This is a genomic window from Singulisphaera sp. GP187 (assembly GCF_900129635.1).
GTDB lineage: Bacteria > Planctomycetota > Planctomycetia > Isosphaerales > Isosphaeraceae > Singulisphaera.
In genome coordinates this window covers 1758599-1780641 of record NZ_FSRB01000002.1, presented here as the reverse complement: position 1 = coordinate 1780641, position 22043 = coordinate 1758599, and the positions used below count along the sequence as shown (strand labels likewise).

Here is a 22043-nt window from a genome sequence, read left to right as displayed (position 1 = left end):
GGAGAGATTGGACTCACCCCTTCGCGACGGCCCGCGCAAGCGCGTATCAGGGCAGGGCCGCTCAGTCCGAGTTTGCCCGATCGGTCCCCACCTCGGCGGCCTGCCTCCACGCCGCTTTGAGAACCGAAATCGCGTGCGGTCGGGCGGAGGGGCGTCGGAGCCAGGTTAATCGGTTCCAGCCCTCCGATTACCGTGGACCCGCGTCAGTAGGAATCGGCGCTGATGACCTCGCCACCTCCGACGGTGCCGAGGGATCGCCATGTCCAGCCGTTGATCGTGCTCTTGACGAAGCGGACCGAGCCGTCTCCGAACAGGGCATTAACGCCGCCGGAATGGTAGCTCCGGGCGGTGACTGCGGCGAACGACGGCTTGCCGAGTTTCTCGCGGCTGCTATTGATGTCGACGTCGGGATATGTCTTCCCCCCGGACTTCCCGGGGGTCGCCTTGTTCGGCGGCCAGGCGGTGGTCATCCCGTTGTGATGCACGCCCGACTCGAACCACTGGGTCCGCCCCTCAGCCTCGCGGACCGCGCAGCCGCCGGAACCGTTGTACTCGGGCGCGACCGTAGCCGGTTCCGCGTCGGGGGGCGGAGGGGCGTTCATGTTGGTGGCGGTAAACGACGAGCAGTCCCGGAAGTAGGTGAGATAGCCCTTCCCCTCGGACATGAAGAGCGTGTTGCTCAACCCATCGGTGAACTCCGCGAACGAGCGGCTCTGGTTCACGCCGAACGTGCCGCGATTCTTGCTGGTGCTCCCGAGCCCACCCCAAACAAACCAGTCGCCCTCGAAAAAGCCGTAGTTGGCGATCCCGTACTGGCCCCCCGCGGCGAGGGCCCGTGCCACGGGCTGGGTCTCGCTCGGGCAGATGAAGACCGAGATCACCTGCCGGACGACCGTCTCGTTAGGCGGGGTCTGCATGTCGACCATGAAGTTGGCCGCATTGTAAGTATTGCCCCCTTCGAGGTTAGGCAAGAGGCGGGAATAGGCCCCGAAGCTGTTCGTCCAGGTGACCGTTGTTCCGCTTCCGACAATCACCAGTGCCGGAGGCAAAGCACTGGCCACTTGCTCATAATTATGAAGCGCCAGGCCGAGCTGCTTGAGGTTATTGACGCACTGCATCCGCCGGGCGGCTTCGCGCGCGGCCTGGACGGCGGGTAACAACAGGGCAATGAGGACCGCGATGATCGCGATCACGACGAGGAGTTCGATCAGCGTAAAAGCTTTGCGGTTCATCGGGGCGGGGACCTGGTGGGGGGGAGGCCGGGACATCCCATGGACAAATGGTCGTCTTCGGCCGTTGAGTCCGCAGCATGAATGCAATCGGAGTGCCGGGAACGTCGCAGTGCCTCAATCCCCATCCATTGGATCCAATACTGTTCCATCACGCGATTCTAAGCAGGTCGCACGTGGCCAATGATTGTCCGTGCGCGGCGAATTCCTCGCCACAGAGCGCAGGGAGGGCCGGCCGTGGACAGGCAGTTCGACGAACAGAGAGCCATCGACTTGACTGACGACCCTATGCCTTAAATCAATCTCGGATGCCATCGGAGAGAAGTTCTTCGAGCGGGACGACCTCGACCACGGCTTCCAGGTCGAGTGGGCCGTAGACGTGCGGGAACTTCTCCCCCGAGTCGGGCGGGCTCTCCCACTTCAGCGGCGAGGTCAACTTGCTCGGCTCGATTCGCAGAACGACCAGTTTGGTCCGACCCTTGTAGAACGTCTCGGCGACCCAGGGCAGTTGCTTCGGCGTCGCGCAGTGGATGAACCCCTCTGTCGCCAACGTATCGCCCCGGTACTCGCCGTTCGCTTGCGCCTTCTCCCACTCCGATCGGGTTACGATGCGCAGGATCTCGCCGGGCCTCGCCGCGGCCTTGCGCACCTGCTCGCCCGGCACCAACGGCCGGATGCGAACATTCCGCCAGCGGACCTGATACGGCCCCTGGCCCTTGGCGATGCCGTGGACCTGGAGGCCAATGAAACCGCTCTTGTCCACGTCGTCGGTGAAGCCAGAAGCAGAGACCCCGTTGACCCACGAGCGATAGCGGTTGCCTTGCACGGCGATTTTGTAGCGGTTCCAATCGTCGTCCTTGAATGCCGTGCGGGCTTCGGGTTTCTCGGCGAAGTCATCGAGCCAGCGGGTGCGGCGAGCCTCGTCCCAGAAGTTGCCCGAGACGCCCTTGGCCGATTCGGCGGTCTCGCACTGCGGGCCGTACACCGTCCCGGCCTTACGAACCTTCTTCGGGTCAGACTCCTGGGGCGTGTCCTTTTCGTACAGATGGCTGCGGACCTGGACGCCCGAGTTCAGCCGGGGGTCGCACCTGACCTCCAGTTCGAGCACGAAGTCCTTGTAATCCCCCTTGCAAAGGAATGTGTTGGGGCTGCCTTCCACGGTCGTGCCGACGATGGCCCCGTCCTCGACCTTGTACGAGGCGAACCCGCCGTTGACCTTCCAGCCGTCGAGGGTCTTCCCGTCGAAGAGTGAGACCCAGCCTTCGTCGGCGAATGCGGTCGTCAGGCAGGACGACAGGACCAGGATGATGGCCATCGGCAAGGTTCTCGATCTCGAAGTCATGACAAGTCCCCTGTGTCCCCTTGGCATTGGCGTGCCTGGCAATCATCAATTCGGGCCGGGCAGCAACGAAAGTCTGGGCATCTGAACCACCAACTTTAACGTCGGGCCTCAACCGAGACGACTACCACGGGAAATCGAGTCTTATGTGTCGATTCGCCAGCCGTCACATCAGCCTGACCGGTAACGCCTCCATACCGCGGGTCCCCAGTTGCCGCGACCATGTCACCTGGGACGGGGGGATGGCGAGTTCCAACTTGGGAAAGCGGTTCAGGAGTTGCTCGAGCGCGATCTCGGCCTCGGCCCTGGCCAACCTCAATCCCAGGCAGACGTGAATCCCGGCTCCGAACGCCAAGTGCGGATTGGGACTGCGATGAATGTCGAAACGATCGGGATGCTCAAATTTCTGGGGATCGACATTGGCAGCGGCCAGCAGGGCAACAACCTTCTCGCCACGTTGGAGCCGCTTACCGTGCCATTCCAGGTCGCGAACCGGCATCATGGGCTTGGTCATCTGCACCGGCGAGAGGTATCGCAGCAGTTCGTCAACGGTGGTCTCCACCAGCGACCCGTCGGACAGCAGCGATCGCTTCTGCTCGGGATGTGTGAGAAGCGTATAGAGTCCCGCACCGATCAGATGCACCGTGGTCATGTGACCGGCCAGCAGGAGCAGGATGACCATCGAGACCATCTCATCTTCGGTCAGACGCTCATCCTCCTGCCTGGCGGAGATGAGTTCCGAGATCAGGCCCTGGCGCGGCTTCGCACGGCAGATGCGGATCTGCTCTCGAATATAGGTATTGATACTCTTGATGGCGCCGAGCATTCGGTACAGGACGAGCGGCGAGGGGCGTCCAGAAAAAGCACCGGCGAGTTTCGCGAACATCGGCCGGTCTTCGGCTGGCAGGCCCAGGAGCTCGGAGATCACCGCCAGCGGGAACGGCCGCGCCAGACCGGCCACGAGGTCGATCGGGTGGCCGTCGCGTCGGAATTTCACCTCCAGTTCGTCGAGCATCTGACGCATGATCGCGTCGAACCGGGGGCGCAATTGCTCGACACCGTGCCGCAGGAACGCCTGGTCGACGAGCCCGCGCAGCCGCCGATGATCCGGCTCGTCGCGATTGATCATCACCTCGGCCATCGGCTGCATCGATCGCGGAAACCACCAGGGCAGATTGGACCGTTGCGGCATGCCCGCCGATCGCGGTTCGCGCACAAACCGCTCGCGATCCCGCAGCAACTCGCTCGCGGCCTCGTAACGGGTCACCATCCAGAGCTTGCCGAGCCATGGAAACCTGACGCGAACCACCGGCCCCTCCGCGACCATCCTGGCCAGCGTCGGATACGGGTTTTGCTTGTAGGACTGCGAATTCAAGTCGAAGGTTCGTGATAGCATGTCTTCAATTCCAGGTGGGGCGACCGTCGGACCGACTCACACGCATTCGACGTCCTCAGGAGCTTCGGATTCACGACCCGCGCCATGCTCGGCGTTCCAGGATGGCGACTCCCCCGAGTTCTGTCCCCAGGAAGGTCAGTCCATTGCACACCTTGGCCACGGCGGAGAGGACCGGCTTGGTAGTGTCCGGGAGCACAGCGAATCGACCCTCGGAGCGGGAGCCAAGTGGCTGATTGTAAACGACATGTCGATTCTTGTCCGGCCGGATCGCCTCAGAGGAGACTTACTTCGAGATCGCCAGGGAGGGCCAATTCCGATTCGGTCTGTGACCAGCTCGCTGCAGACCGACGCAAAGTGGGTGATGTCCGGCCCGTGCCACTCGGTTCGCAACGGGTGAAGGATCAAGCCGAAGAGCTCGGCCTGTGATCCCCCCGAACGTAAACCGCTGTAGGTGCCTGGCTACCGAGTCTCAAGGGTTTAATCCGAAACCTTTCCGTCGAGCAACACGCCGGGTAGAATCCCCCCATCCTCATGGTTAAAAAACTCAAAATCGGCAGACCGCCTCGTGGCCTCGATCTCGAGAGCGTGCTTTCGAACGCGATCATGATCTTGTAGCCGGCGTATCCCACCACGGGAGTACTGACACCCGCAAGTGTCAGGCTTCACCACCAACAGCTCGCTGCACACCAAAGGAATCGCCATGAACATACAAAACATGATTGACAACCCGGGAACCCGGCGCGCGTTCCTCAAGGGGGCGGCGACCGTTGCCGCGTGCGCCGTGATGCCGCGGGGCGTGCTGGGAGCCGACGCGCCGAAGCCCAACTCCGACTTCAACGGTGTGCGCATCGGGTGCATCACATACAGCTACCGCGGCGCCATCAATTCGGCCGAGGATACGCTCAAAGCGCTCCTTGAGGATGGGCTCAGCGAGGTCGAGATGATGGACGGACCGATCCGGTCGTTTGCCGGCATCGGCGGCGGTCGCCGAGGTTCTGGCCAGCCGCAGGCCGAGCCGACCGACGAAGAGCGGCACGCGCAACTGACCAAGTGCGCCGCGATGCGCAAGATGTACAACGATGCGGGCGTCAACATCCACATTCATAAGATCCCCTTCGGCCAGTCGAACGAGACGATCGACTTCAACTTCCAGGTGGCCAAGGCGTTGGGCTGCGTCGGCATCAGCCTGGAACGTTCGGAACCCATGGCCAAGAAGCTCGCCCCCTTCGCCGACAAGCACAAGATCTGGGTGGCCTTCCACAACCACACCAACAACTACCCGTTGCTCGATAAGATCGACCCGATCCTGGCCTACAGCCCGTACATCGGCTTTAACTTCGATGTCGGGCACTATTTCGCGGGCACCAAGGGGCTGTCGCCAATTCCCGTACTCGAGAAGTACCATGACCGCATCGTCAGCCTGCACCTGAAGGACCGGACCGTCAAAGGCGAGAACCTGCCGTGGGGCATGGGGAAGACTCCGATCAAGGAGATCTTGCAGACCATGAGGAAGGAGAAGTGGACTTTCCCGGCCGATATCGAGGTCGAGTACAAGATCCCGGAAGGCTCGAGCGCCGTGGCTGAAGTGGCCAAGTGCGTTCAGTACTGCAAGGAGGCGCTCGCCTGAAAAGTGGTGACGAAGCCGCCGCTCGCTTTGAAAAAACAGGCGCAGCGGCTTCCCGTCAGCCTGGCGCCGCCGCCGCAGATTCCGCCGGTATCCCTCGGCGGGTGGAACTCTCCCCGAGGGCCTGAACATTGATCGTCTCAGCCCCGCGCGTTAATCTCGGGCCGATTCCTTCCCGACCCGATGAAGCGAGGCTCGCACGATGATTCCCCGAGTATGGAACGCCGCCGCCATCCTGTCCTTGACGCTTGTCTCCAGCATGACCGTCTTCGCAGACGCGCCGTCCGATTGGAAGCCCCTGTTCGATGGCAAGAGCCTGAACGGATGGGAGCATGTCGGGCCAGGGCGGTTCGTGGTCGAGGATGGGCAACTCCGCACCGAGGGCGGGATGGGACTGCTCTGGTTCGCGCGAGAGAAGCTGGGCGACTGCGTCATCCGCGTCACTTACAAGACCGGGACCGCGCGGTCGAATTCGGGCGTCTACATCCGCATCGCGGACAAGCCGAGCGACCCCTGGTATGCCGTCCATCATGGTTTCGAGGTCCAGATCGCCGACGGCGGCAAGTCGGCGCGCGGTACGGGTTCGATCTACACCTTCGCCGATGCCAAGAGCCAGCCCGGCAAGCCGCTCGAATGGAACACGCTCGAGATCACACTGAAGGGAAACCGGGTGTCCACCGCGATCAACGGCACGCCGGTCGCTGATTTCGATGCCGGCGAGTTGAAGCCGCAGGCCACGGAAACGAACGGTGAGGGCGACCCCGCGCGGGGACCGCGACCGGAAAAAGGCTACATCGGCCTGCAAAACCACGACAAGGACTCGACGGTCTTCTTCAAAGATGTTTCGGTCCGCCCACTCACGCCCACCAAGTGACGGGCGGGTTGATCCGGTTTAATCCATTGTCTCTTCAACCGTGAACGTCTTCTCCTGATCCATCCCGACAGCATCGCTCGCACGCGGAAGTGACCTGGCTACGCACTTCGCTGGAACACCCGAGAGGTTCAGCACAGCTAAATATAATTTCTCGTAAGTTCCGGAAAAGTTCAAGCGTAGTCGTCCTCCGGTGCATCGGGGGACACCTTCGTTTCCGTCGGTTTCGCGATCACAGGAAAGCTCGGCTTCCCTCGTTCCCACGCGGAGCGCGGGAACGAGGGAAGGCCGCTTTCTACGCCAGGGTTCAGCCGTAGCGTGAACAATAACAGTTCCCCAGAAATAAATTCCATTCACATTCAATAATCCATCAGCACTGTCCCATCGTTCGGTCAAACGGCGATTTGCCGTCGAATTCGGGCTCCGTTCTGATAGACTCGCTGGGCCAGGGGGTTTCTCGGTCGCAACTCGGGAGAACGCCATGAGACTCACTCGCCGATTAGGCTTGGCATTGATCTTTGCGACGTCAGTCCTCGCATCGGCACGGGCCGAGGGAGTTGCGGGCGGCTATGCGGTCGTCATCTCGAAGGCGACCCAAAACGACCAGGCCTGGGCCGCCGTCGCCACCGCCCTCGCGGAGAAGCACGCGGCCGAGGTCATCACCTACGACGGCGACGTCGCCGCGTCCTTGCCACGCCTCAAGGACCGCTTCCCGCGATTCACTTGCTTCGTCGCCCGCCCCGAGGAGGCCGACAAGGAATTCGTGGCCCGCATCCACCGGATGACGCGGCAACTCGACGCCGATCCCTACACGGACACCTCCTGGGGCATTCTCACCGGGTATACGCCCGAGGCCGCCCTGAGGATCGCAAAGCTCCGTGAGCCGCTGACGATCCGCAACGTCGCCGCCGGGACCGAAGTCGCCCTCGAGATGTGCGAGCAGGGCCGCTGGTACAGCGAGGTCAAGCCGAACCAGTTGGTCGTCAAGGAGCCAGGCGCTGAGCCGCGGCAAGAACAAGGCCCGGCGGATACCACCCAGGCTCTGGCGGACGCCCTCGCGAAGGCCGACCTCTTCGTCACCTCGGGGCACGCCACCGAGCACGACTGGCAGATCGGCTATGGCTACAAGAACGGGACGTTCCGCTGCAAGGACGGCAAACTCTACGGCCTGGACCTTCAGAAGAAGGAAATCACCATCGATGCGCCGACACCGAAGGTCTACCTGGCCGTCGGCAACTGTCTGATGGGGCACGTCGACGGCAAGAACGCCATGGCCCTCGCCTGGATGAACAACGCCGGGGTCGCGCAGATGGTCGGCTACACCGACCTGACCTGGTTCGGTTACGGCGGCTGGGGACAACTCGACTACTTCGTCGAACAGCCGGGTCGGTATACACTCGCCGAGGCGTTCCTGGCCAATGACCACGCGATGGTGGAGCGGCTGCGATCAGGGGCGGCGAAGAGGGGTGACATCCGAGGTCTGGAGTATGACCGCGACATCGTCGCCTTCTACGGCGACCCGGCGTGGGAAGCCCGGATGGCCGAGCATCCCAAGGCCTGGGATCAGTCGCTGACCCACTCCGACGGCCTCTATACGCTCGACATCATCCCCCGGCGCGGGGAATCGACGTTCAAGCCGATCAACACCAACGGCTCGCAGCGCGGCGGACGCCCGATCCTCCAGTTCCTCCCGCATCGGGTGGAAGCGGTCGAGATCGTCGAGGGGTCAGACTTGAAGCCGGTGGTCGCGGACGATTTCGTGCTGGTGCCGAATCCGGGCGTGTGCGACCCGAACCAGGTGTACCGCATCTCGTTCCGCGCCAAAAATATTGATTAATTACAAGATAAACTCATTTGCAATAGTCGCCACGGCGGGTGGGGCCGCTGCAGCGGCGGTTACACCTCGGCGCCACATCGACCGACGAGAGCGACCCCGCTTCAATGAAGTGCCCCGGCCACCCGTCTATCCCCAGATCAGCCACCGGTACACCTGCAAGGCCGCAACGGCGGCAACGATAAACCCGGCGAAACCGAGTCTGACGTACTCGCTGTCGGGGCCGTCGTTGGCCTGGTCGATGGCCGCCCGGAGCGTCTGGCCGCCGCCGGAGTCCAGCAGGGAGCTGACCATCAGCATTGTGGTCAGGACCGTGCGGTCCTTCAGCGACTCGACGACCAGCCGCAGCGCTCGGCGATGCCGCTCCGGCCGGCCCCGGCCCAACGACGACCGTCCACCACCGGACTGCGCGACAGTACAGTACTCGAGACGGTCCGATCCACTCCAATTCATCAGAAGTCTCCGCATCGCTACCGTGATGTTGGGGAGCCGGGCAGGCGCCGCGGCCACAGAATGCGGCCCACCAGTCACCACGGCCCGCCAGGCGCAAGGATTTTTTCATTTTTAATTCAACATTTAAGTGAATCATAATACACCGCACGTCTGCGGTCCACACGTTTTGGCTTTCGAATCATTCGACCTGCCCTTGCGGTGGTGTCCTGCGGTGACTCAGTGCCAGGCGGGGCAAGTCAGCCGGCGGAGTCCCAACGCCGCACGCATTCGACAGGCGGCCGTTCACAAAGTTGTCCTCAATAGCAGTAGTACGCCCTCGGTAAAGCGCCAATGAACAGAGGCTCACGGAGGTCACTGATTGAGACAAGGAGGCTTGCCTAAGAAGGACAGATCGATTCCAATTGGTGCTTCGCCGTGGACGCCGTGGTCGGTGGCGACCGAGTCATTCAACCGGGGGACCTCCGCATGAGTCGGATCGCGAAGTCTGCGATCGTGGTGACCGCGCTGTGGGTGGGGCAGGCTTTTGTGACCGAGGTCGAGGCCTTCGTTGACCCGGCCCACGTGCGATCCCAGCTCCCGGCGTTCGAGCAGTACGTCATCCAGAGCCAGGCACGGACGGGCGTCCCCGGACTGTCGATCGCCATCGTTGCGGGCGACCAGGTCGTGTACCTGGAGGGATTCGGCGTGCGCCGGATCGGCCAGCCCGCGGCCGTCTCGCCCGATACCGTCTTTCAACTCGCGTCCCTGTCAAAGCCGGTCGGATCGACGATCGTGGCCGGCCTCGTCGGTCGGGGCGCGGTGCGGTGGGATGCCCGGATCGCAGCGCTCATCCCCGGTTTCCGAATGAACCTGCCGGACACGACCGCCCGCGTGACCGTGCGCGAGATGCTCTCCCACCAGAGCGGCCTCCCCGAGTACGCGGGTGACGTGCTGGTCGATGTCGGGTTCAACCGCCACGAATTGATGACTCGCACACGTTTCATCACGCTGGAGGCCCCCTTGGGGACCCACTACGCCTACAGCAACGTGGGCTACACCATCGGCGCCGCGGCGGCGGCGCGGCCGACGGGTCTCGCCTGGGAGGACGTCGCGAAGGCGGTCCTCTATCGGCCGCTCAAGATGCATTCGACCAGCTCCCGCTATGACGACTTCATCGACGCCAGCAATCGAGCCGACCCGCACGTCCGGTCCGGCTCGACGTGGGTCCCCCGGATCCCGCCGAATGATGACGAGGCCGAATCGCCCGCCGGAGGCGTCAGCTCGTCCGCACGCGACATGGCGAACTACCTGCGTCTCCACCTCCGCAATGGCCGGTTCGAGGGTCGGACGGTGATCGCACCGCGAGCGCTGGAGGAAACGCGCACCCCCCAGATCTCGACGGGTTCCGGCTACTACGGTCTCGGCTGGAATGTGTCGACCGATCCGGAGGGGCGGCTCCGGCTCAACCACTCCGGGGCCTTCAACTCGGGTGCGGCCACGGTCATCACATACTACCCATCGGAGGATGTGGGTATCGTCGTCCTCTCGAACTCGTTCCCGATCGGCCTGCCCGAAGCGCTCGCGGACGGGTTCTTCGACCTTCTCTACAAGGGGGCGATCCAGCGGGACTATGTGCCCCTGTTCGGCGAGTTCTACGCCCGCTTCTGGCAGTCGATCATTGATCTCTACCCCACCTACCCGCCGCCGCCGGTCCCCGCGCCTCCGGCCCGACCGCTTGCCTCCTATGTCGGCGCCTACACCAGTGACTTGTACGGCACGGCCGAAGTGGTGCGGATGGGCCAGGGGCTGGCCGTGCGCCTCGGGCCGAAGCGGGTGACGTACCCGCTCGAGCACTACGCCGGCGACCTGTTCCTTTTCAGGCCCGTAGGCGAGAACGCCTACGTCCCCAGCGGGGCCCATTTCGGCTTCGCCGGCCACGGCACGGCCAGAACGCTCCTGATCGACTACTACAACACAGAGGGTAAGGGCACACTCATTCGTGCCGGGAATGACCCGCTTCCTGGTAACATCCAAGAGCCACTCCGAAATCCGACGAAGCTTGTCAAACGCGTTGCAACCCAGACGAATCGGCTCCAGAGTGCCCTCGGGCGATCTCCGCTTGCCGGCGTTTGGACCGTATTCAAGCGTTACAGTTACGCGAACAATTTCGTTGTTGCTAACGTCTTCAATCGCTATCTCGCGGTCAATCTGGCCCGAGTTTTTGCACACCCATGATCTCCTGGACCGCCGCTTCCTGAGGGGTTGAGCTTTCATAGGCTTGCCCCATGACTCCCCGCGAGCCACGCCATGAACCGCTCGCGCCTCAGCCGGCGGCCTAAACGATACCCCGCCTTGAATCGCGTCAAACTTGGCCGAAGACCAGAGAGACACATCAGATGCGTTACCGAACACCTCGATCCGCTCTGGTCATCGCCTACGTAACCCTCCTCGTACTGGCACGTACCTCGACTGGCCAAACCGATGACGGCAAGGCCGGCGAAGTCTCGATCCAGCCGCAATGGAAGGTCGGCGACAAACAACGATATGAGCGTGTCAAGACTCGTCGGAGAACCTCGGGCGGCAAGGTGACGGCCAAAGGTTCGGCAAGAGGGCCGGTGGATGTCAGCGTCGTCGAGGCGGGAGAGGAGGGATTCCTCGTGCGCTGGCGGATGGGCAAGATCACGCTCGACGATCCCAAGGTGGCCGCCAACTCGAACGTGCACGCGGTGAATCGGCTGATTGAAGGGCTCACGATCGACATCGAACTCGACAACGAAGCGACGATCACCGGCCTGCGGAATTGGGCCGAGATGAAGGCGACGGGGGCGAAACTCATCGATCACGTGATCGAGTCACAACGGACCGCGGGAGTCGACGCAAAGATACTGGCGTCCGTCCGGCCGCCCCTCGAGGCAATGTTCTCCACCAAGGAACGCATTGAGCAATCATTTACGAAAGAACCGCTCACCTTCTTCCTGCCCATCGGCCGGGTCTACCCGAAGGTCGGCAAGCCCATGGAGTATGACGACCTCCTGCCGAACCCGCTCGAAGGACCTCCGTTTCCCTGCAAGGGGGCAATCACCCTCACCTCTTATGAACCCGCCAAGGGCCGCGCCGTGGTCGCCTGGACCCAGACCCCGGACCCCAAGGAGACCGACCGGATTATCAGTGAGACCTTGAAGTTGACCTTCCCGCGTCCGGCGCAATTCCTGCCCGAGGCCGACGAACTCAAGCCCTCCACGATAGTGGACCGCGCCGAGTTCGTGATCGACACCAAGACCGGTTGGATCGAGCAGTACACGTACACCCGGTCAATGACGACCGAGGATGGCTCCATGGAAGACATTCTGTCGATGACTCGGCAGCCAAAACCGAGGTAGAACTCGCGGGTGCCTGGCCATATGCTTCCTTGCGGACCTCGGTCAAAAGGGATTGACCGCGCTTTCTGGAGGCCGAGTCGGTGCACTATCAGCGTCGGGGCCTGGTGCGGATCCTGGCCTGGGCCGATCAGGCCCACGAGGGCACTGAACTTTCAAAGATTCACAAGAGAATTCTTGAGAACCTGGATGAAGAACGCCTCGCCAGGCTGCGATCGATCCGGTCCCTGGAACGCGACCTGGCGGCGTGACTTGTACAGCCCCCCTGCGTCCTAAAGAATGGCGGTTAAGTCCGGCTGCGCTTCGCGGTACTTTGGGAGAGCAAAGCCTGACATACCGCGAGGAGTGGCTGATACTATGACTGAGCTTTTGCGATCCGGCCGGGTTGTGATCGCTGGCGGCAGTGGATTCTTGGGGGTCTCTCTCGCCAACCACCTGGAAGCTTGCGGAACGTCGGTCGTCCTGCTCTCGCGCCGTCCCCCCAAACCGAGCGGGCCATGGCGCCACGTACGTTGGGATGGCCGCACTCTGGGAGAGTGGTGTCGAGAGCTGGATGGTGCGATCGGGCTGGTCAACCTCACGGGTCGTAGCGTCGATTGCGTCAAGACCCCCGACCACCAGGACGAAATCCTCCGCTCCCGGGTGGACGCAACGCGAGCGCTGGGCTTGGCCGTCCGGGTCATCAACTCCCCGCCGCCGGTCTGGGTGCAGATGAGCACGGCACACATCTACGGCGACCCGCCGGAGGTCACCTGTACGGAGGAATCGCCCTTCGGCTACGGCTTCGCGCCGTTCGTGGGGCGCGCATGGGAAGCGGAATTCCACTCAAGCGTCCTGACCACGCAGCGTCCGGTCATCTTGCGTACGAGCTTTGTTCTCGGTCGTGACCGGGGCGCTGGGGGTGGTGCGTTGGCGCGGCTCGTGGTGTTGGCAAGAGTGGGTCTGGGCGGACCGATTGGCTCGGGCACTCAGGGGATGAGCTGGATCCATGAAATGGACATAAATCGACTCTTCGTGCGCGCTCTGTTCGACCCGGCTGTGCAGGGTCCTTACATCGCCTCCTCACCCAACCCCGTCCCTCAGCGGACCTTCATGCGAGAACTACGCCGCGCCGTCGGCATGCCCCTCGGCCTCCCGGCATCTCCCTGGATGGTCCGGATGGGAGCGGGGTGGTTGTTGCGGACCGATCCGGAACTCGCCCTCTATGGACGGTACGTCGTCTCGAAGCGATGGGAGGAGGAGGGCTTTGAGTTTCAATTCCCGCGACTCGGCGATGCGCTGAGGGATCTACTGGACCATCGCACCAGCGAATCTGGGCCGATCGCCTAATAAGAGAATCTGTGCCAGTGGCCAGACACCAAAACTGGGCCGGACGGGAAACCTGAGTAAGTCGTCAAGACTCGCGATCGGGCGCCCAACTTCGCTAAGCCTGCCAGATATCCCAATTGAAGTGCCTGACCAATCTGCTTATCTCAAGAACGGGGAGCACACATGGAGAGATTCGGCCTGGTTTTGCAACCCGAGAGGGCGCAAGTGCTCGAGGTTGGCCAGTTCGCCGCTCACTTGGCAGGCTCAAGCAATGCTTCCACCGCCTGGCCCAAAGCCTGTAACCGGGGTACGGGCTTCGCACGGATAACGCCGTCGCGATCGAGGAGGAAGAGAGTGGGGAAGTTCATGATCCCCCACCGGGTGGTGATCGGCCCCTTGCCACCGTCCCACCAGCAACGCCAGCTGATTTCGCCCGACTCGACCGACGTTCGCAACGACTCGAGATCCTCGTCGGTGTTGACGCTCAATAACGCGAATGGCTTGTCCTTCAGGCGTTGGACCAGGTCCCGCTCCTCAGGGTACATCGACCGGCACGGACCGCACCAATTTCCAGAGAATGAGAGCAGAACCACCTTCCCGCGGTAGTCGCTCAACTTGAACACTTTGCCAACGTGGTCGCGCCCCTCGACCTCCGGCGCGACCTTGCCGATCGCCAAGTTACGCCGCGCGAACAACTCCCCACTGGCGATGTCGCCCAGAGTCCTCCGATCCCCGTCGAACGGACTGCTCACCGTCCCGAATGAGGAGGAAACGCGTTCCAACAGGGCGCAGGCCTCGGCTTCAAGCGAGTCAGGGTCTTTCTTAAGAAAACTCATCATCACATCCTTGCCCCATTCATCCTCCAAGTCCTTATAGGACATATCTCCTTCGGGCCTTTCGCGCAACCAGCGAATATCATGCGACTGGCGACCCACCAAGGTGGCCAAGGCATAGCAGGCCAAGCCCTGTTCGTTGCGGTTGGGGCTCTGATCAAAGACCACTCGCATCAGCCGTTCTACACTTTCGATATAAGTATAGCTACTTAGGCTTGAGCAGACTTTCCTCATACCGGGGTCGCGCGCATGGTCGCGACACAGCAGCTCCAGCGCCGGGGCCAAGGATGATGGTGAATCGATCTTAGGTTCCGAGCCCAGGAGACGTTCGGTCGAGGCGATAAATCGGAGCGCCTCGCCGGCCACGGGATTTCGGGGATGGGCCTTGGCCAACTCCAGGACGCCCCTCATCCGCTCGTAGGTTCCGGCCTGATAGCGGCTGAATGCATTTTTTTTCTCGTCTTGATCTCTTGCAGTGTCAGACGCCTTGAAGAATTTCCTCACGGGCCTTCTGACAGGTTTCAATAATCGCCGCAAGTTGGTCACTTGGGCCCAGCGGATCCTTTGTCGAGTTGCCGTCCTTGGCTTGTCCAAGCTCGCAAAGCGGCAGTAGAATGGGCAGCAAAGTCACAAAAATGTTCACAGCAACACTCATCGAAATTATTCCCTCTGCAGCCATCAGCGGAGCGGAAAAAGGGACACTCGTCAATTTTAGCGCAGCTCGCAAAAGCTGGGTATAATCAGATTCTGCCTCGAACTCCCATCGAGTTTGGCACCAACCCTGCTATTATCCCCATACCATGCAACCATCAACAACAATAACAAATACCCAATAGCCAATCTACAACCAGGTCGCTCGCCCGGGATGGAACCTGGTCCATCCCGGGCGACCGGAGAACGAGTTGGCTCACCAGATCCGGACGCGGCGGTCGGGAGGGAGATAGAGCTTATCCCCCTCCTTGACGCCAAACGCCTCGTAGAACTCGGGCATGTTCCGGATCACGCCGTTGCAGCGGAACTCGGTCGGCGAGTGCGGGTCGACGGCCAGGCGGCGGATCAACTCGGCGTCGCGGGTCTTCGAACGCCAGACCTGCGCCCAGCCGACGAACAGACGCTGGGAGCCGGTCAGGCCGTCCAAGGTGGGGGAGGGCTTGCCGTCCAGGGCAATCCGATACGCCTTGGAGGCGATGGTCAGGCCACCGAGGTCGCCGATGTTCTCGCCGATCGTGAGCGCGCCGTTGACATGCTGGCCGGGCAACTGGGCGGGTTCGAAGGCGTTGTACTGCTCGATTAAAAGCTTGGCACGCTTGTCGAACTCGGCGCGATCGGCGTCGGTCCACCAGTCGTTGAGGTTACCGTCGCCATCGTACTTCGACCCCTGGTCGTCGAACCCATGGCCGACCTCGTGGCCGATCACGGCGCCGATGCCGCCGTAGTTGACCGCGTCGTCGGCGTCCATGTCGAAGAAGGGCGGGCGGAGGATCGCCGCCGGGAAGACGATCTCGTTCATGCCCGGGTTGTAGTAGGCATTGACCGTCTGCGGGGTCATGAACCACTCGTTGCGGTCGACCGGCTTCGCGAGTTTCGCTAGCTCGCGCGCCGTCTCGAACGCGGCCGAGCGACGGACGTTGCCGATCAGGTCGTCGTGGCGGATCTCCAGGTTGGAATAGTCGCGCCACTCGTCGGGGTAGCCGATCTTGGGGGTGAACTTTGCGAGCTTCTCGAGCGCCTTCTTCTTGGTCTCAGGGCCCATCCAGTCGAGCGACTCGAAGTTGCGGCGGTACGCCTCGATCAGGTTGGCGACGAGCTGCTTCATCCGCGCCTTGGCGGCGGGGGGGAAATGCTTGGCGACGTAGATCTTGCCGATCGCCTCGCCGAGCATCCCTTCGACGGCCGCCACTCCGCGTTTCCAGCGAGGGCGGTTCTCGGTCGTGCCGGTCAGGGTCTTGCCGTAGAAGTCGAAGCTCTCGTCGACGAACGGCTGGCCCAGCATCGGGGCGTAGTGACGTACCACGTGCCAGGCGAGCCAGGTCTTCCAGTCGGCGAGCGGGACCTCGTCCAGGCCCTTGGCGAACGCGGTGAAGTAGTCGGGCTGGGCGACCACGACCTCCTCAACACCCTTCGCCCCGATGCCGTCGAAGAACGAAGGCCAGTCGAAGCCCGGGGTCAGCTCGACCAGGCCTTTGCGGTCCTTCTTGTTGTAGGTGAGCGTGTCGTCGCGGCTCTTGACGCGGTCCCAGTGGCTCTTGGCCAGGCGGGTCTCCAGCGCCATGATCGTCTTCGCCGAGCCGTCGGGGTCAGGCAGGCCGGCCAGCTTGAGCATCCGGGCGATGTGGAGAACGTAGGCGTCACGCTTCTCCTGGAACTTGGGGTCGCGGTAATACGACTCGTCGGGCAGGCCGATGCCGCTCTGGCCCAGGTAGATGATGTAGCGGTCGGACTGCTTGGCGTCGGTGTTGACCCCCGCCGAGAACAGGCCGGTGACGCCCGCCTTGCCGAACTCGGCCAGGGCCTTGACCAGCCCTGGCTTGTCGGCAATGGCCTTGACCTTGGCCAGGTCCTCGGCGATCGGCGTGGCACCCAGGGAGTTGACCGCCTCCTCGTCCATGAAGCTGGCGAACAGGTCGCCGACCTTCTTGGCCTCGGGGGTTTGCTCTCCCTCGCCCTTGGCGGCGGCTTCGATCAGGACGCGGAGGTCGGCCTCGGCCTGGTCGCGGAGCTTGTAGAACGCGCCGTCCTGCGGCCGGTCGGCCGGGATCTTCGCGGTGTCGAGCCAGACGCCGTTAACGTGGCGATACAGGTCGTCCTGCGGGCGGGCGGACTTGTCGACGAAACTCTTGTCGATCCCCGACTTGGTAGCGTCGGCGGCATTCAGGGGCAGGGGCAGGGGTGTCGCGATCGAAGCCAGCGCGAGGGCGGCCCAGGTCAGTCGTCTCATCCGATGCGTCTCCGGGATGCGAAGGGTCGAGGCCCGCGCCGGCGGATGGCGTGGAGCCCCAGGTTTGTCTCGCCACTCAGCATGCACCCTTCAATAGAAAGCTTGGCGTTTTCTTTCGAGCCAGATCCCTTCAACGGTGAGTTGCGGGGCAGGGGTCCTGCTGTGAAAGATCTCACCGAAGCCATCATGGCCTTGAAACGGCCCTGAGTCGATCTGGGGCCGTCGTGCTCGCGGAGCGACGATTCGGACAAGATTCTGCACATCGGACCCGCCAGTCGCAAGGACTTCAACGCGACTTGGCACCCTGGGATCGGGCCGGAGTGCCCGGCCGAGCGGAGCGAGTGGTCGCTCCGATTCGCTTTTCCGAGCGAGTCCAGACCGACAGATGCCGTCCGCTGCGGTGCGTCGCGGCGGGTTCCTGTCCGGGGTCGTCAAGGCCACTCGAGACCTATCGATCGTCCCCCCAGCCACGGCACGGGGGAAGGAAACGGGGACGGGGACGTCAAAACTCGCGGCGTCGTCGCTTCCTCACCCGAACCACTGGCACGGGGCGGGGAGCGGATGCGAGGATATTTTTATTGGCTCCGTCCGGGGCGATCGACTGGCGTGGTTGCTGCCATCGTCCTGGTCGGGCCGCCCCCCATCTACGCAACGCTCGTCAAACAGCAGGAGCGGATCGATGGACTGGCGACAACCGTCCGACGAATTTGGACGCCGACTGGCAGTCGCTCGCAAGACGGTCCTGGCAAATACGACCGACCCTTGGCGTGCCGTCGAGCCGTTCGAGCCGATCCTTGCGGAATTGAGATACGTAGCAACCGCCCGTGAAGAGAAGCTGGCGCGGCTCCGGTCACTCGGCCGGCAGTTGTTCGCCGAGATCCGCTCCGGGTGCGGCCCGATAGCAATGGAGGTACGCCATTACTGCTGGCACTTGCAACACCTTGGAGATCCGACCGGATCGCCCGCGTCGAGTTTAATCGACATGCTCATGGTCACGCTCACTCGCTTCGCCCACTACGAGGGACACGAGGTGGAGCGTTGCTTCATCTGCGCCGAGTTCCGGGAGGATCTCCCCTTTCAAGGCAGTCCGGGCGGAAGGGATCACCTCCGCGAATGGCTCAAGCGGCGATTCGGTGACGATGACGAATGACCTTGCGCCGAGCCCGGACAACCAACGGCTCAGGCTGAGAGTGACGGGGGCCAAGTCGGGTGGATGTTGGGGGCCAGACTCCCAAAGCGGGCGAGAGGTAAAATCTGGCGAATTCATCACGGGCGGCGACTGAGCACTAATTTCACTGGGTCTCCCAGGCCTGCCGACTGAGGTGCCTGGCCAAGTTGACGGCCCCGATCCGGTTTGGGGGCGCGAAACGGCCAGCACACCGGAGGTGAGATTGAGCATTCGCAATCGGGAACGGCGACGTCAGGGCGTCTAGGAGGAAAGGCGGGCTCAAATCCTGGATTCCTCATATTACAGCAACACCTAGAAATATCACGATTTTTCAGCTTGCTTCTGCTTCTGGTACGCCACGGCGTTCAAGTAGCGGGCATAGTAATGATTGATGGTCTGGAGTGCCTCCTGTTGGCGCTTGGCGAACGTCTTCATCGGAATGCTCGCCTTCTGTTTCCCGCTCCGGACATAGTGGATCTGTAGCGTGCCATCGTTAAGCAAACAATTTGCAATCTCAGAATATAGGATATTGTCGGGCCATGCGGTGTACCGGACCATCTCGCAGTCGAGGACCAGCATGCCTTTCTTGCCCTCGATCGTGAGTCCGGGAAACGACTTGACGACGATCGTGCGTTCTTCGTCGGTCTCCGGCAAAAACCGATAGGCAAGCGTCTCCTCGTGGAAGGTGCGGAATCTCTCCTCGAACTGCTCCCACTGTCGACGCTCGATCTGTTCGGCCTCATCGATCGACTGATACCAGCGGCCGTCACCCTGGGTGGACACGAGCGTTTGCGCATCCTGCGGTGTGAGCGGGATCCCAACGGCTTCCAGTCGCCGGGCAAGCGGCGGGTGAGAGTCGAACGGATGCGACGTCTCGAGACCCCCGAGGTCTGGTTTCGCGGCGAAGGACATGGCGTGCGAGTGGAAACCTTGTTCAATCTGTGCCGAGATGTTGGCGGTCTCCAGCACGCACTCCTTCTCGAAGAGATCCTGCTGGATCTTGCCCCGAAAGTCCGAGTAGGCCGAGATCCGCAGGAGCGCGCCGGCGAAATCGCGCGGCGACGTCGTCTCCGCCGCGATCCGATCCGCGCGAAACTCGCGCTGTCGCGCGTGTTCGCTCAGCGACAATTCGAACAGGGACCGGAAGCAATGCATGAAATAGTAGACGGGACGCGTGATAGGGTTTCCATACAGCGCCTGCAAGTAGGTTCCAAAACGGCTGAGCAGTGGTGAGATCTTCTTGGAGTACAGTGTGTCATTCCCGCTGAAGTGCGCCATCTCGTGCGCCAGGACGGCGTCCGCCTCCGCGCCATCCATCTGCTTCAGCAGCGACAGACTGACATAGAGCGTCCTCCCTCGACAGGTGGTCTCGTCGACATTCACCGGCATCTCGGTCAAGGCCAGCGCATATCAAAGTGGCTGCAATGAAAGAACTTGTGTAAGATAGTCCGTATTGATCATACAGGACATCATCTTGCCGCGAAGACTATCCTTGTCGGGATGACGCTTCAGGAGCGTCACGGCGAACCGCCGAAGCCAGCTCAAATTGTTCCCCAAAGTTCGCTCGCGAGTGCGGTGCTCGTCCTCGCGAAAGTTGACATCCAGGACCCAATGCATCGACTCGATGCCCCAGTGTCCGCGCACCGCTTCGCCGAACCGCTTGCCACTGAGATCGCAAGTGCTCAGATAGTAACGCATCTCCTCCGACTCCGTACCGTCGGCATGCCGCGTGACTCGCACCGAATAGCCGATCGCTTTGACCCACGGCCACTCTTTCCCCGGGGCGAAATCACTGGGCACCTTGGCCAGAAGATAGGCCCGTTCGTCGATGCGGCCGTGCCCGTCATCGCGGGTCTCGTGATATTGATACCGGAGGTCTTCCAGGTCGCGTTCCATGTGGTCGGAAAAGAACGACTGGATCGCTGCTGCAAGCTTCGGCTGGTTGTCTTTGACGGCGATCACGCAGTCGCCCTTGCCAGTGACGATCTGCTTGACGATCTCTTTCTGGCAGCCCATCGCGTCGATCGTAATGAGCGTACCGGCGAGGTCGATCTGGTTGAGGAGTTGCGGTATCGCCGTGATCTCGTTGGACTTGGCGTCGGTGGCGACCTGGCCCAGTGCGATGCCCTCCTCGCTGGCCCAGGCGCTGACAATGTGGAGATTGCCGAGGCCTTTGGCCTTGTCGTGCGACCCGCGACAAGCCTTGCCGTCGATGGCGACGAGACGGTGGGGATTGTTGACGTCGACCGGAATCGCCTCACAGATCCAGGCTTGAAAGACGCGTTGAAACGCTTCGGGCTTGAGCGTCATGAGCAAGCGTCGGATGCAGTCCCGGGAGGGGATGCCGTTGGGCAGAGTGAGATGCAGGGCCAGCCAGGATTCTCGGTTCTTGGCCCATCGATGGATGGCGGTGGGTCCATCGCAGCCACAGATGACGGCGCAGACCGCAATGACGGCGATATCGACCAGCAAGTGCTTGCGATTGCGTGTATGACGGGGATCGGAGAGCGATTCGAAGTAGGAACCGATCGAAGCCACGTCGACAAACTTGGCCATGAGACGAGATCCTGAGTTCGGTCCGTGTCCAACCTCCACGCGCCAAGTGTCGAGGCAGGCGATCACGAAAACCGTATCTCAGGATATCGAGTTGAATCCTCTCGCGCTAGACCGCCTAAACCGTACAGCTATGCGCGCTGGCCTTGGCATCTCGGTGACGAAGAAATTGTCGTCGACGCCCACGATGACCTGGTCGGGTTCGGCCGTGCCGACTTTGGCGCAAATGGCGCCCAGTTCGTCCCAGAGCCGGGGGGACCCCGCACGATCGAGGACCCGCCCCTCGACGGCGGTGTCGGTCCTGGGCCGCTTGAAAATCGCGACAATTACGGCGAAGGCGCCGACGACGGCCAGCACCCCGGCTACCACGATGAGCTTCACGGAATAGACGTGCATCCACAGGGCCGTGACCCAATACGAGAGCGCCAGGACCATGACACCCTGGATGATCGTTTGCAGCGCTCCGTAGACTCGCAGGACCTGCCAGCCGACCGACAGGCTCAGGTATTGAGCCCGCTGGGATCGGCGTGAGATCAAGACGCAGAAGCCAGCGAGTACGAGCACCGCAACGCCGGTGGCGATTGAGAATGCGGACAGCCGAATCAGCCAACGGAACGTCGCGAACTGGAAGCGTGCCGTCGGATCGAGCCCCGCGGCGAATCGCTCATCCGCGACCAATTCCGAGAAGGGATGTTCGGTGAAGAGCGCAATCGCTCGCTCCCGCTGCTCGGCCGATAATCGCGCGTCCGCGTGGATTTGGGGCAAGACCGCCTCTCGCGCCTCGGCGTCGAAGCGGCGCTCAGCGTGAAGAAAAAAGCACAACGAAATCACAGGTATCAAGAAGATGAGCGCGCCGGGCAAGACAATTGTCTTCACAAATCCAACTTTCGAGAAGTCTTGCCGCGTTTCGCTCATCGATCATTCCTGCCGTTCGAAGGGGACCGTCGCACTTGGACTCGGGAGCTCTAACACGAACTACGAATGGTAGTAAGATCGAGGAGTCCATTCAAGGACATAACGATCGGAGGCAAATGCTGTCGCGTGCGATCACCGCATGCTCAGTTGATCGGGCATCGCCTCGATCGGCCAAGGTGACCGAAACCATGATCCGCCTCCGGGTTCACCATCCGCCAGATCTTGA

At 62.2% G+C, this 22043-nt stretch carries 18 protein-coding genes; 8 read left to right on the top strand and 10 right to left on the bottom strand.

All coding sequences use genetic code 11. The features are described 5' to 3' along the window. Positions 1 to 203 precede the first annotated feature (203 nt). The 3 genes from BUS42_RS31475 to BUS42_RS31465 form a co-directional block, all read right to left on the bottom strand. A complete protein-coding gene (locus BUS42_RS31475) occupies positions 204 to 1232 on the bottom strand; it encodes a DUF1559 family PulG-like putative transporter (RefSeq protein ID WP_074313699.1) in 1029 nt (342 codons plus the stop codon). A gap of 295 nt (positions 1233 to 1527) precedes the next feature. After that, a complete protein-coding gene (locus tag BUS42_RS31470; RefSeq protein ID WP_254053912.1) occupies positions 1528 to 2544 on the bottom strand; it encodes a DUF952 domain-containing protein in 1017 nt (338 codons plus the stop codon). Between the two features lie 190 nt (positions 2545 to 2734). Then, positions 2735 to 3964, bottom strand: coding sequence for a cytochrome P450 family protein (locus tag BUS42_RS31465; RefSeq protein WP_083670856.1), 1230 nt, complete (start codon positions 3962 to 3964; stop codon positions 2735 to 2737). A gap of 700 nt (positions 3965 to 4664) precedes the next feature. On the opposite strand from BUS42_RS31465, the gene BUS42_RS31455 reads away from it, so the two are divergent. From BUS42_RS31455 to BUS42_RS31445, 3 genes are all read left to right on the top strand, one after another. After that, complete coding sequence (locus tag BUS42_RS31455; RefSeq protein ID WP_143206585.1) at positions 4665 to 5591, top strand: sugar phosphate isomerase/epimerase family protein; 927 nt, start codon at positions 4665 to 4667, stop codon at positions 5589 to 5591. A gap of 199 nt (positions 5592 to 5790) precedes the next feature. Then, positions 5791 to 6462: a 3-keto-disaccharide hydrolase gene (locus BUS42_RS31450; RefSeq protein WP_074313689.1), complete on the top strand. Its 672-nt coding sequence runs from the start codon at positions 5791 to 5793 to the stop codon at positions 6460 to 6462. Between the two features lie 478 nt (positions 6463 to 6940). After that, complete coding sequence (locus BUS42_RS31445; RefSeq protein ID WP_074313687.1) at positions 6941 to 8296, top strand: C25 family cysteine peptidase; 1356 nt, start codon at positions 6941 to 6943, stop codon at positions 8294 to 8296. A 126-nt stretch (positions 8297 to 8422) separates the two neighbouring features. Here the strand turns inward: BUS42_RS31445 and BUS42_RS31440 are convergent, their stop codons facing one another. Beyond that, entirely contained in the window at positions 8423 to 8746 is a 324-nt protein-coding gene (locus BUS42_RS31440; protein WP_074313685.1) for a hypothetical protein, read from the bottom strand. Positions 8747 to 9211: 465 nt separating this feature from the next. Between BUS42_RS31440 and BUS42_RS31435 the strand changes: the two genes are divergently transcribed. From BUS42_RS31435 to BUS42_RS31425, 4 genes are all read left to right on the top strand, one after another. Beyond that, the gene (locus tag BUS42_RS31435) at positions 9212 to 10960 is read left to right on the top strand and encodes a serine hydrolase (protein WP_143206584.1); all 1749 of its coding nucleotides are present in this window, start codon (positions 9212 to 9214) and stop codon (positions 10958 to 10960) included. A 161-nt stretch (positions 10961 to 11121) separates the two neighbouring features. Beyond that, a complete protein-coding gene (locus BUS42_RS31430; RefSeq protein ID WP_074313680.1) occupies positions 11122 to 12105 on the top strand; it encodes a hypothetical protein in 984 nt (327 codons plus the stop codon). An 80-nt stretch (positions 12106 to 12185) separates the two neighbouring features. Beyond that, positions 12186 to 12353 carry a hypothetical protein gene (locus tag BUS42_RS43910; protein WP_159452321.1) on the top strand — a complete coding sequence of 56 codons (168 nt, stop codon included), beginning with the start codon at positions 12186 to 12188 and terminating at the stop codon, positions 12351 to 12353. Positions 12354 to 12459: 106 nt separating this feature from the next. Further along, entirely contained in the window at positions 12460 to 13431 is a 972-nt protein-coding gene (locus BUS42_RS31425; protein WP_074313678.1) for an epimerase, read from the top strand. Between the two features lie 230 nt (positions 13432 to 13661). Here the strand turns inward: BUS42_RS31425 and BUS42_RS42200 are convergent, their stop codons facing one another. The 3 genes from BUS42_RS42200 to BUS42_RS31410 form a co-directional block, all read right to left on the bottom strand. Continuing rightward, a complete protein-coding gene (locus BUS42_RS42200; protein ID WP_083670850.1) occupies positions 13662 to 14654 on the bottom strand; it encodes a peroxiredoxin family protein in 993 nt (330 codons plus the stop codon). A 67-nt stretch (positions 14655 to 14721) separates the two neighbouring features. Further along, positions 14722 to 14898: a hypothetical protein gene (locus BUS42_RS43905; RefSeq protein WP_159452320.1), complete on the bottom strand. Its 177-nt coding sequence runs from the start codon at positions 14896 to 14898 to the stop codon at positions 14722 to 14724. A 252-nt stretch (positions 14899 to 15150) separates the two neighbouring features. Further along, a complete protein-coding gene (locus tag BUS42_RS31410; RefSeq protein WP_074313674.1) occupies positions 15151 to 17181 on the bottom strand; it encodes a M13 family metallopeptidase in 2031 nt (676 codons plus the stop codon). 679 nt (positions 17182 to 17860) lie between these two features. On the opposite strand from BUS42_RS31410, the gene BUS42_RS31405 reads away from it, so the two are divergent. Beyond that, positions 17861 to 18331 (top strand): hypothetical protein, encoded by a 471-nt coding sequence (locus tag BUS42_RS31405; protein ID WP_074313672.1) that lies wholly within the window; start codon positions 17861 to 17863, stop codon positions 18329 to 18331. A 339-nt stretch (positions 18332 to 18670) separates the two neighbouring features. Here BUS42_RS31405 and BUS42_RS31400 read toward each other — a convergent pair whose 3' ends face one another. The 3 genes from BUS42_RS31400 to BUS42_RS31390 all read right to left on the bottom strand — a co-directional run bounded on the left by BUS42_RS31400 (position 18671) and on the right by BUS42_RS31390 (position 21817). Then, on the bottom strand, positions 18671 to 19732 hold the full coding sequence (locus tag BUS42_RS31400; RefSeq protein ID WP_159452319.1) for a M48 family metallopeptidase: 1062 nt from the start codon (positions 19730 to 19732) through the stop codon (positions 18671 to 18673). 27 nt (positions 19733 to 19759) lie between these two features. Continuing rightward, a complete protein-coding gene (locus tag BUS42_RS31395) occupies positions 19760 to 20905 on the bottom strand; it encodes an ISAs1 family transposase (protein ID WP_074304534.1) in 1146 nt (381 codons plus the stop codon). Between the two features lie 78 nt (positions 20906 to 20983). Continuing rightward, positions 20984 to 21817 (bottom strand): hypothetical protein, encoded by an 834-nt coding sequence (locus BUS42_RS31390; protein WP_074313668.1) that lies wholly within the window; start codon positions 21815 to 21817, stop codon positions 20984 to 20986. Between the last annotated feature and the right edge of the window lie 226 nt (positions 21818 to 22043).

Bases quoted from the DNA above. Each gene is read 5' to 3' on its own strand.
- BUS42_RS31455 (WP_143206585.1), top strand. From the start codon at position 4,665: ATGAACATACAAAACATGATTGACAACCCGGGAACCCGGCGCGCGTTC.
- BUS42_RS31440 (WP_074313685.1), bottom strand. From the start codon at position 8,746: ATGAATTGGAGTGGATCGGACCGTCTCGAGTACTGTACTGTCGCGCAG.
- BUS42_RS31445 (WP_074313687.1), top strand. From the start codon at position 6,941: ATGAGACTCACTCGCCGATTAGGCTTGGCATTGATCTTTGCGACGTCA.
- BUS42_RS31475 (WP_074313699.1), bottom strand. From the start codon at position 1,232: ATGAACCGCAAAGCTTTTACGCTGATCGAACTCCTCGTCGTGATCGCG.
- BUS42_RS31395 (WP_074304534.1), bottom strand. From the start codon at position 20,905: ATGGCCAAGTTTGTCGACGTGGCTTCGATCGGTTCCTACTTCGAATCG.
- BUS42_RS31425 (WP_074313678.1), top strand. From the start codon at position 12,460: ATGACTGAGCTTTTGCGATCCGGCCGGGTTGTGATCGCTGGCGGCAGT.
- BUS42_RS42200 (WP_083670850.1), bottom strand. From the start codon at position 14,654: ATGAGGGGCGTCCTGGAGTTGGCCAAGGCCCATCCCCGAAATCCCGTG.
- BUS42_RS31450 (WP_074313689.1), top strand. From the start codon at position 5,791: ATGATTCCCCGAGTATGGAACGCCGCCGCCATCCTGTCCTTGACGCTT.
- BUS42_RS31435 (WP_143206584.1), top strand. From the start codon at position 9,212: ATGAGTCGGATCGCGAAGTCTGCGATCGTGGTGACCGCGCTGTGGGTG.
- BUS42_RS43905 (WP_159452320.1), bottom strand. From the start codon at position 14,898: ATGAGTGTTGCTGTGAACATTTTTGTGACTTTGCTGCCCATTCTACTG.
- BUS42_RS31410 (WP_074313674.1), bottom strand. From the start codon at position 17,181: ATGAGACGACTGACCTGGGCCGCCCTCGCGCTGGCTTCGATCGCGACA.
- BUS42_RS31470 (WP_254053912.1), bottom strand. From the start codon at position 2,544: ATGGCCATCATCCTGGTCCTGTCGTCCTGCCTGACGACCGCATTCGCC.
- BUS42_RS31430 (WP_074313680.1), top strand. From the start codon at position 11,122: ATGCGTTACCGAACACCTCGATCCGCTCTGGTCATCGCCTACGTAACC.
- BUS42_RS31465 (WP_083670856.1), bottom strand. From the start codon at position 3,964: ATGCTATCACGAACCTTCGACTTGAATTCGCAGTCCTACAAGCAAAAC.
- BUS42_RS31390 (WP_074313668.1), bottom strand. From the start codon at position 21,817: ATGAGCGAAACGCGGCAAGACTTCTCGAAAGTTGGATTTGTGAAGACA.
- BUS42_RS31405 (WP_074313672.1), top strand. From the start codon at position 17,861: ATGGACTGGCGACAACCGTCCGACGAATTTGGACGCCGACTGGCAGTC.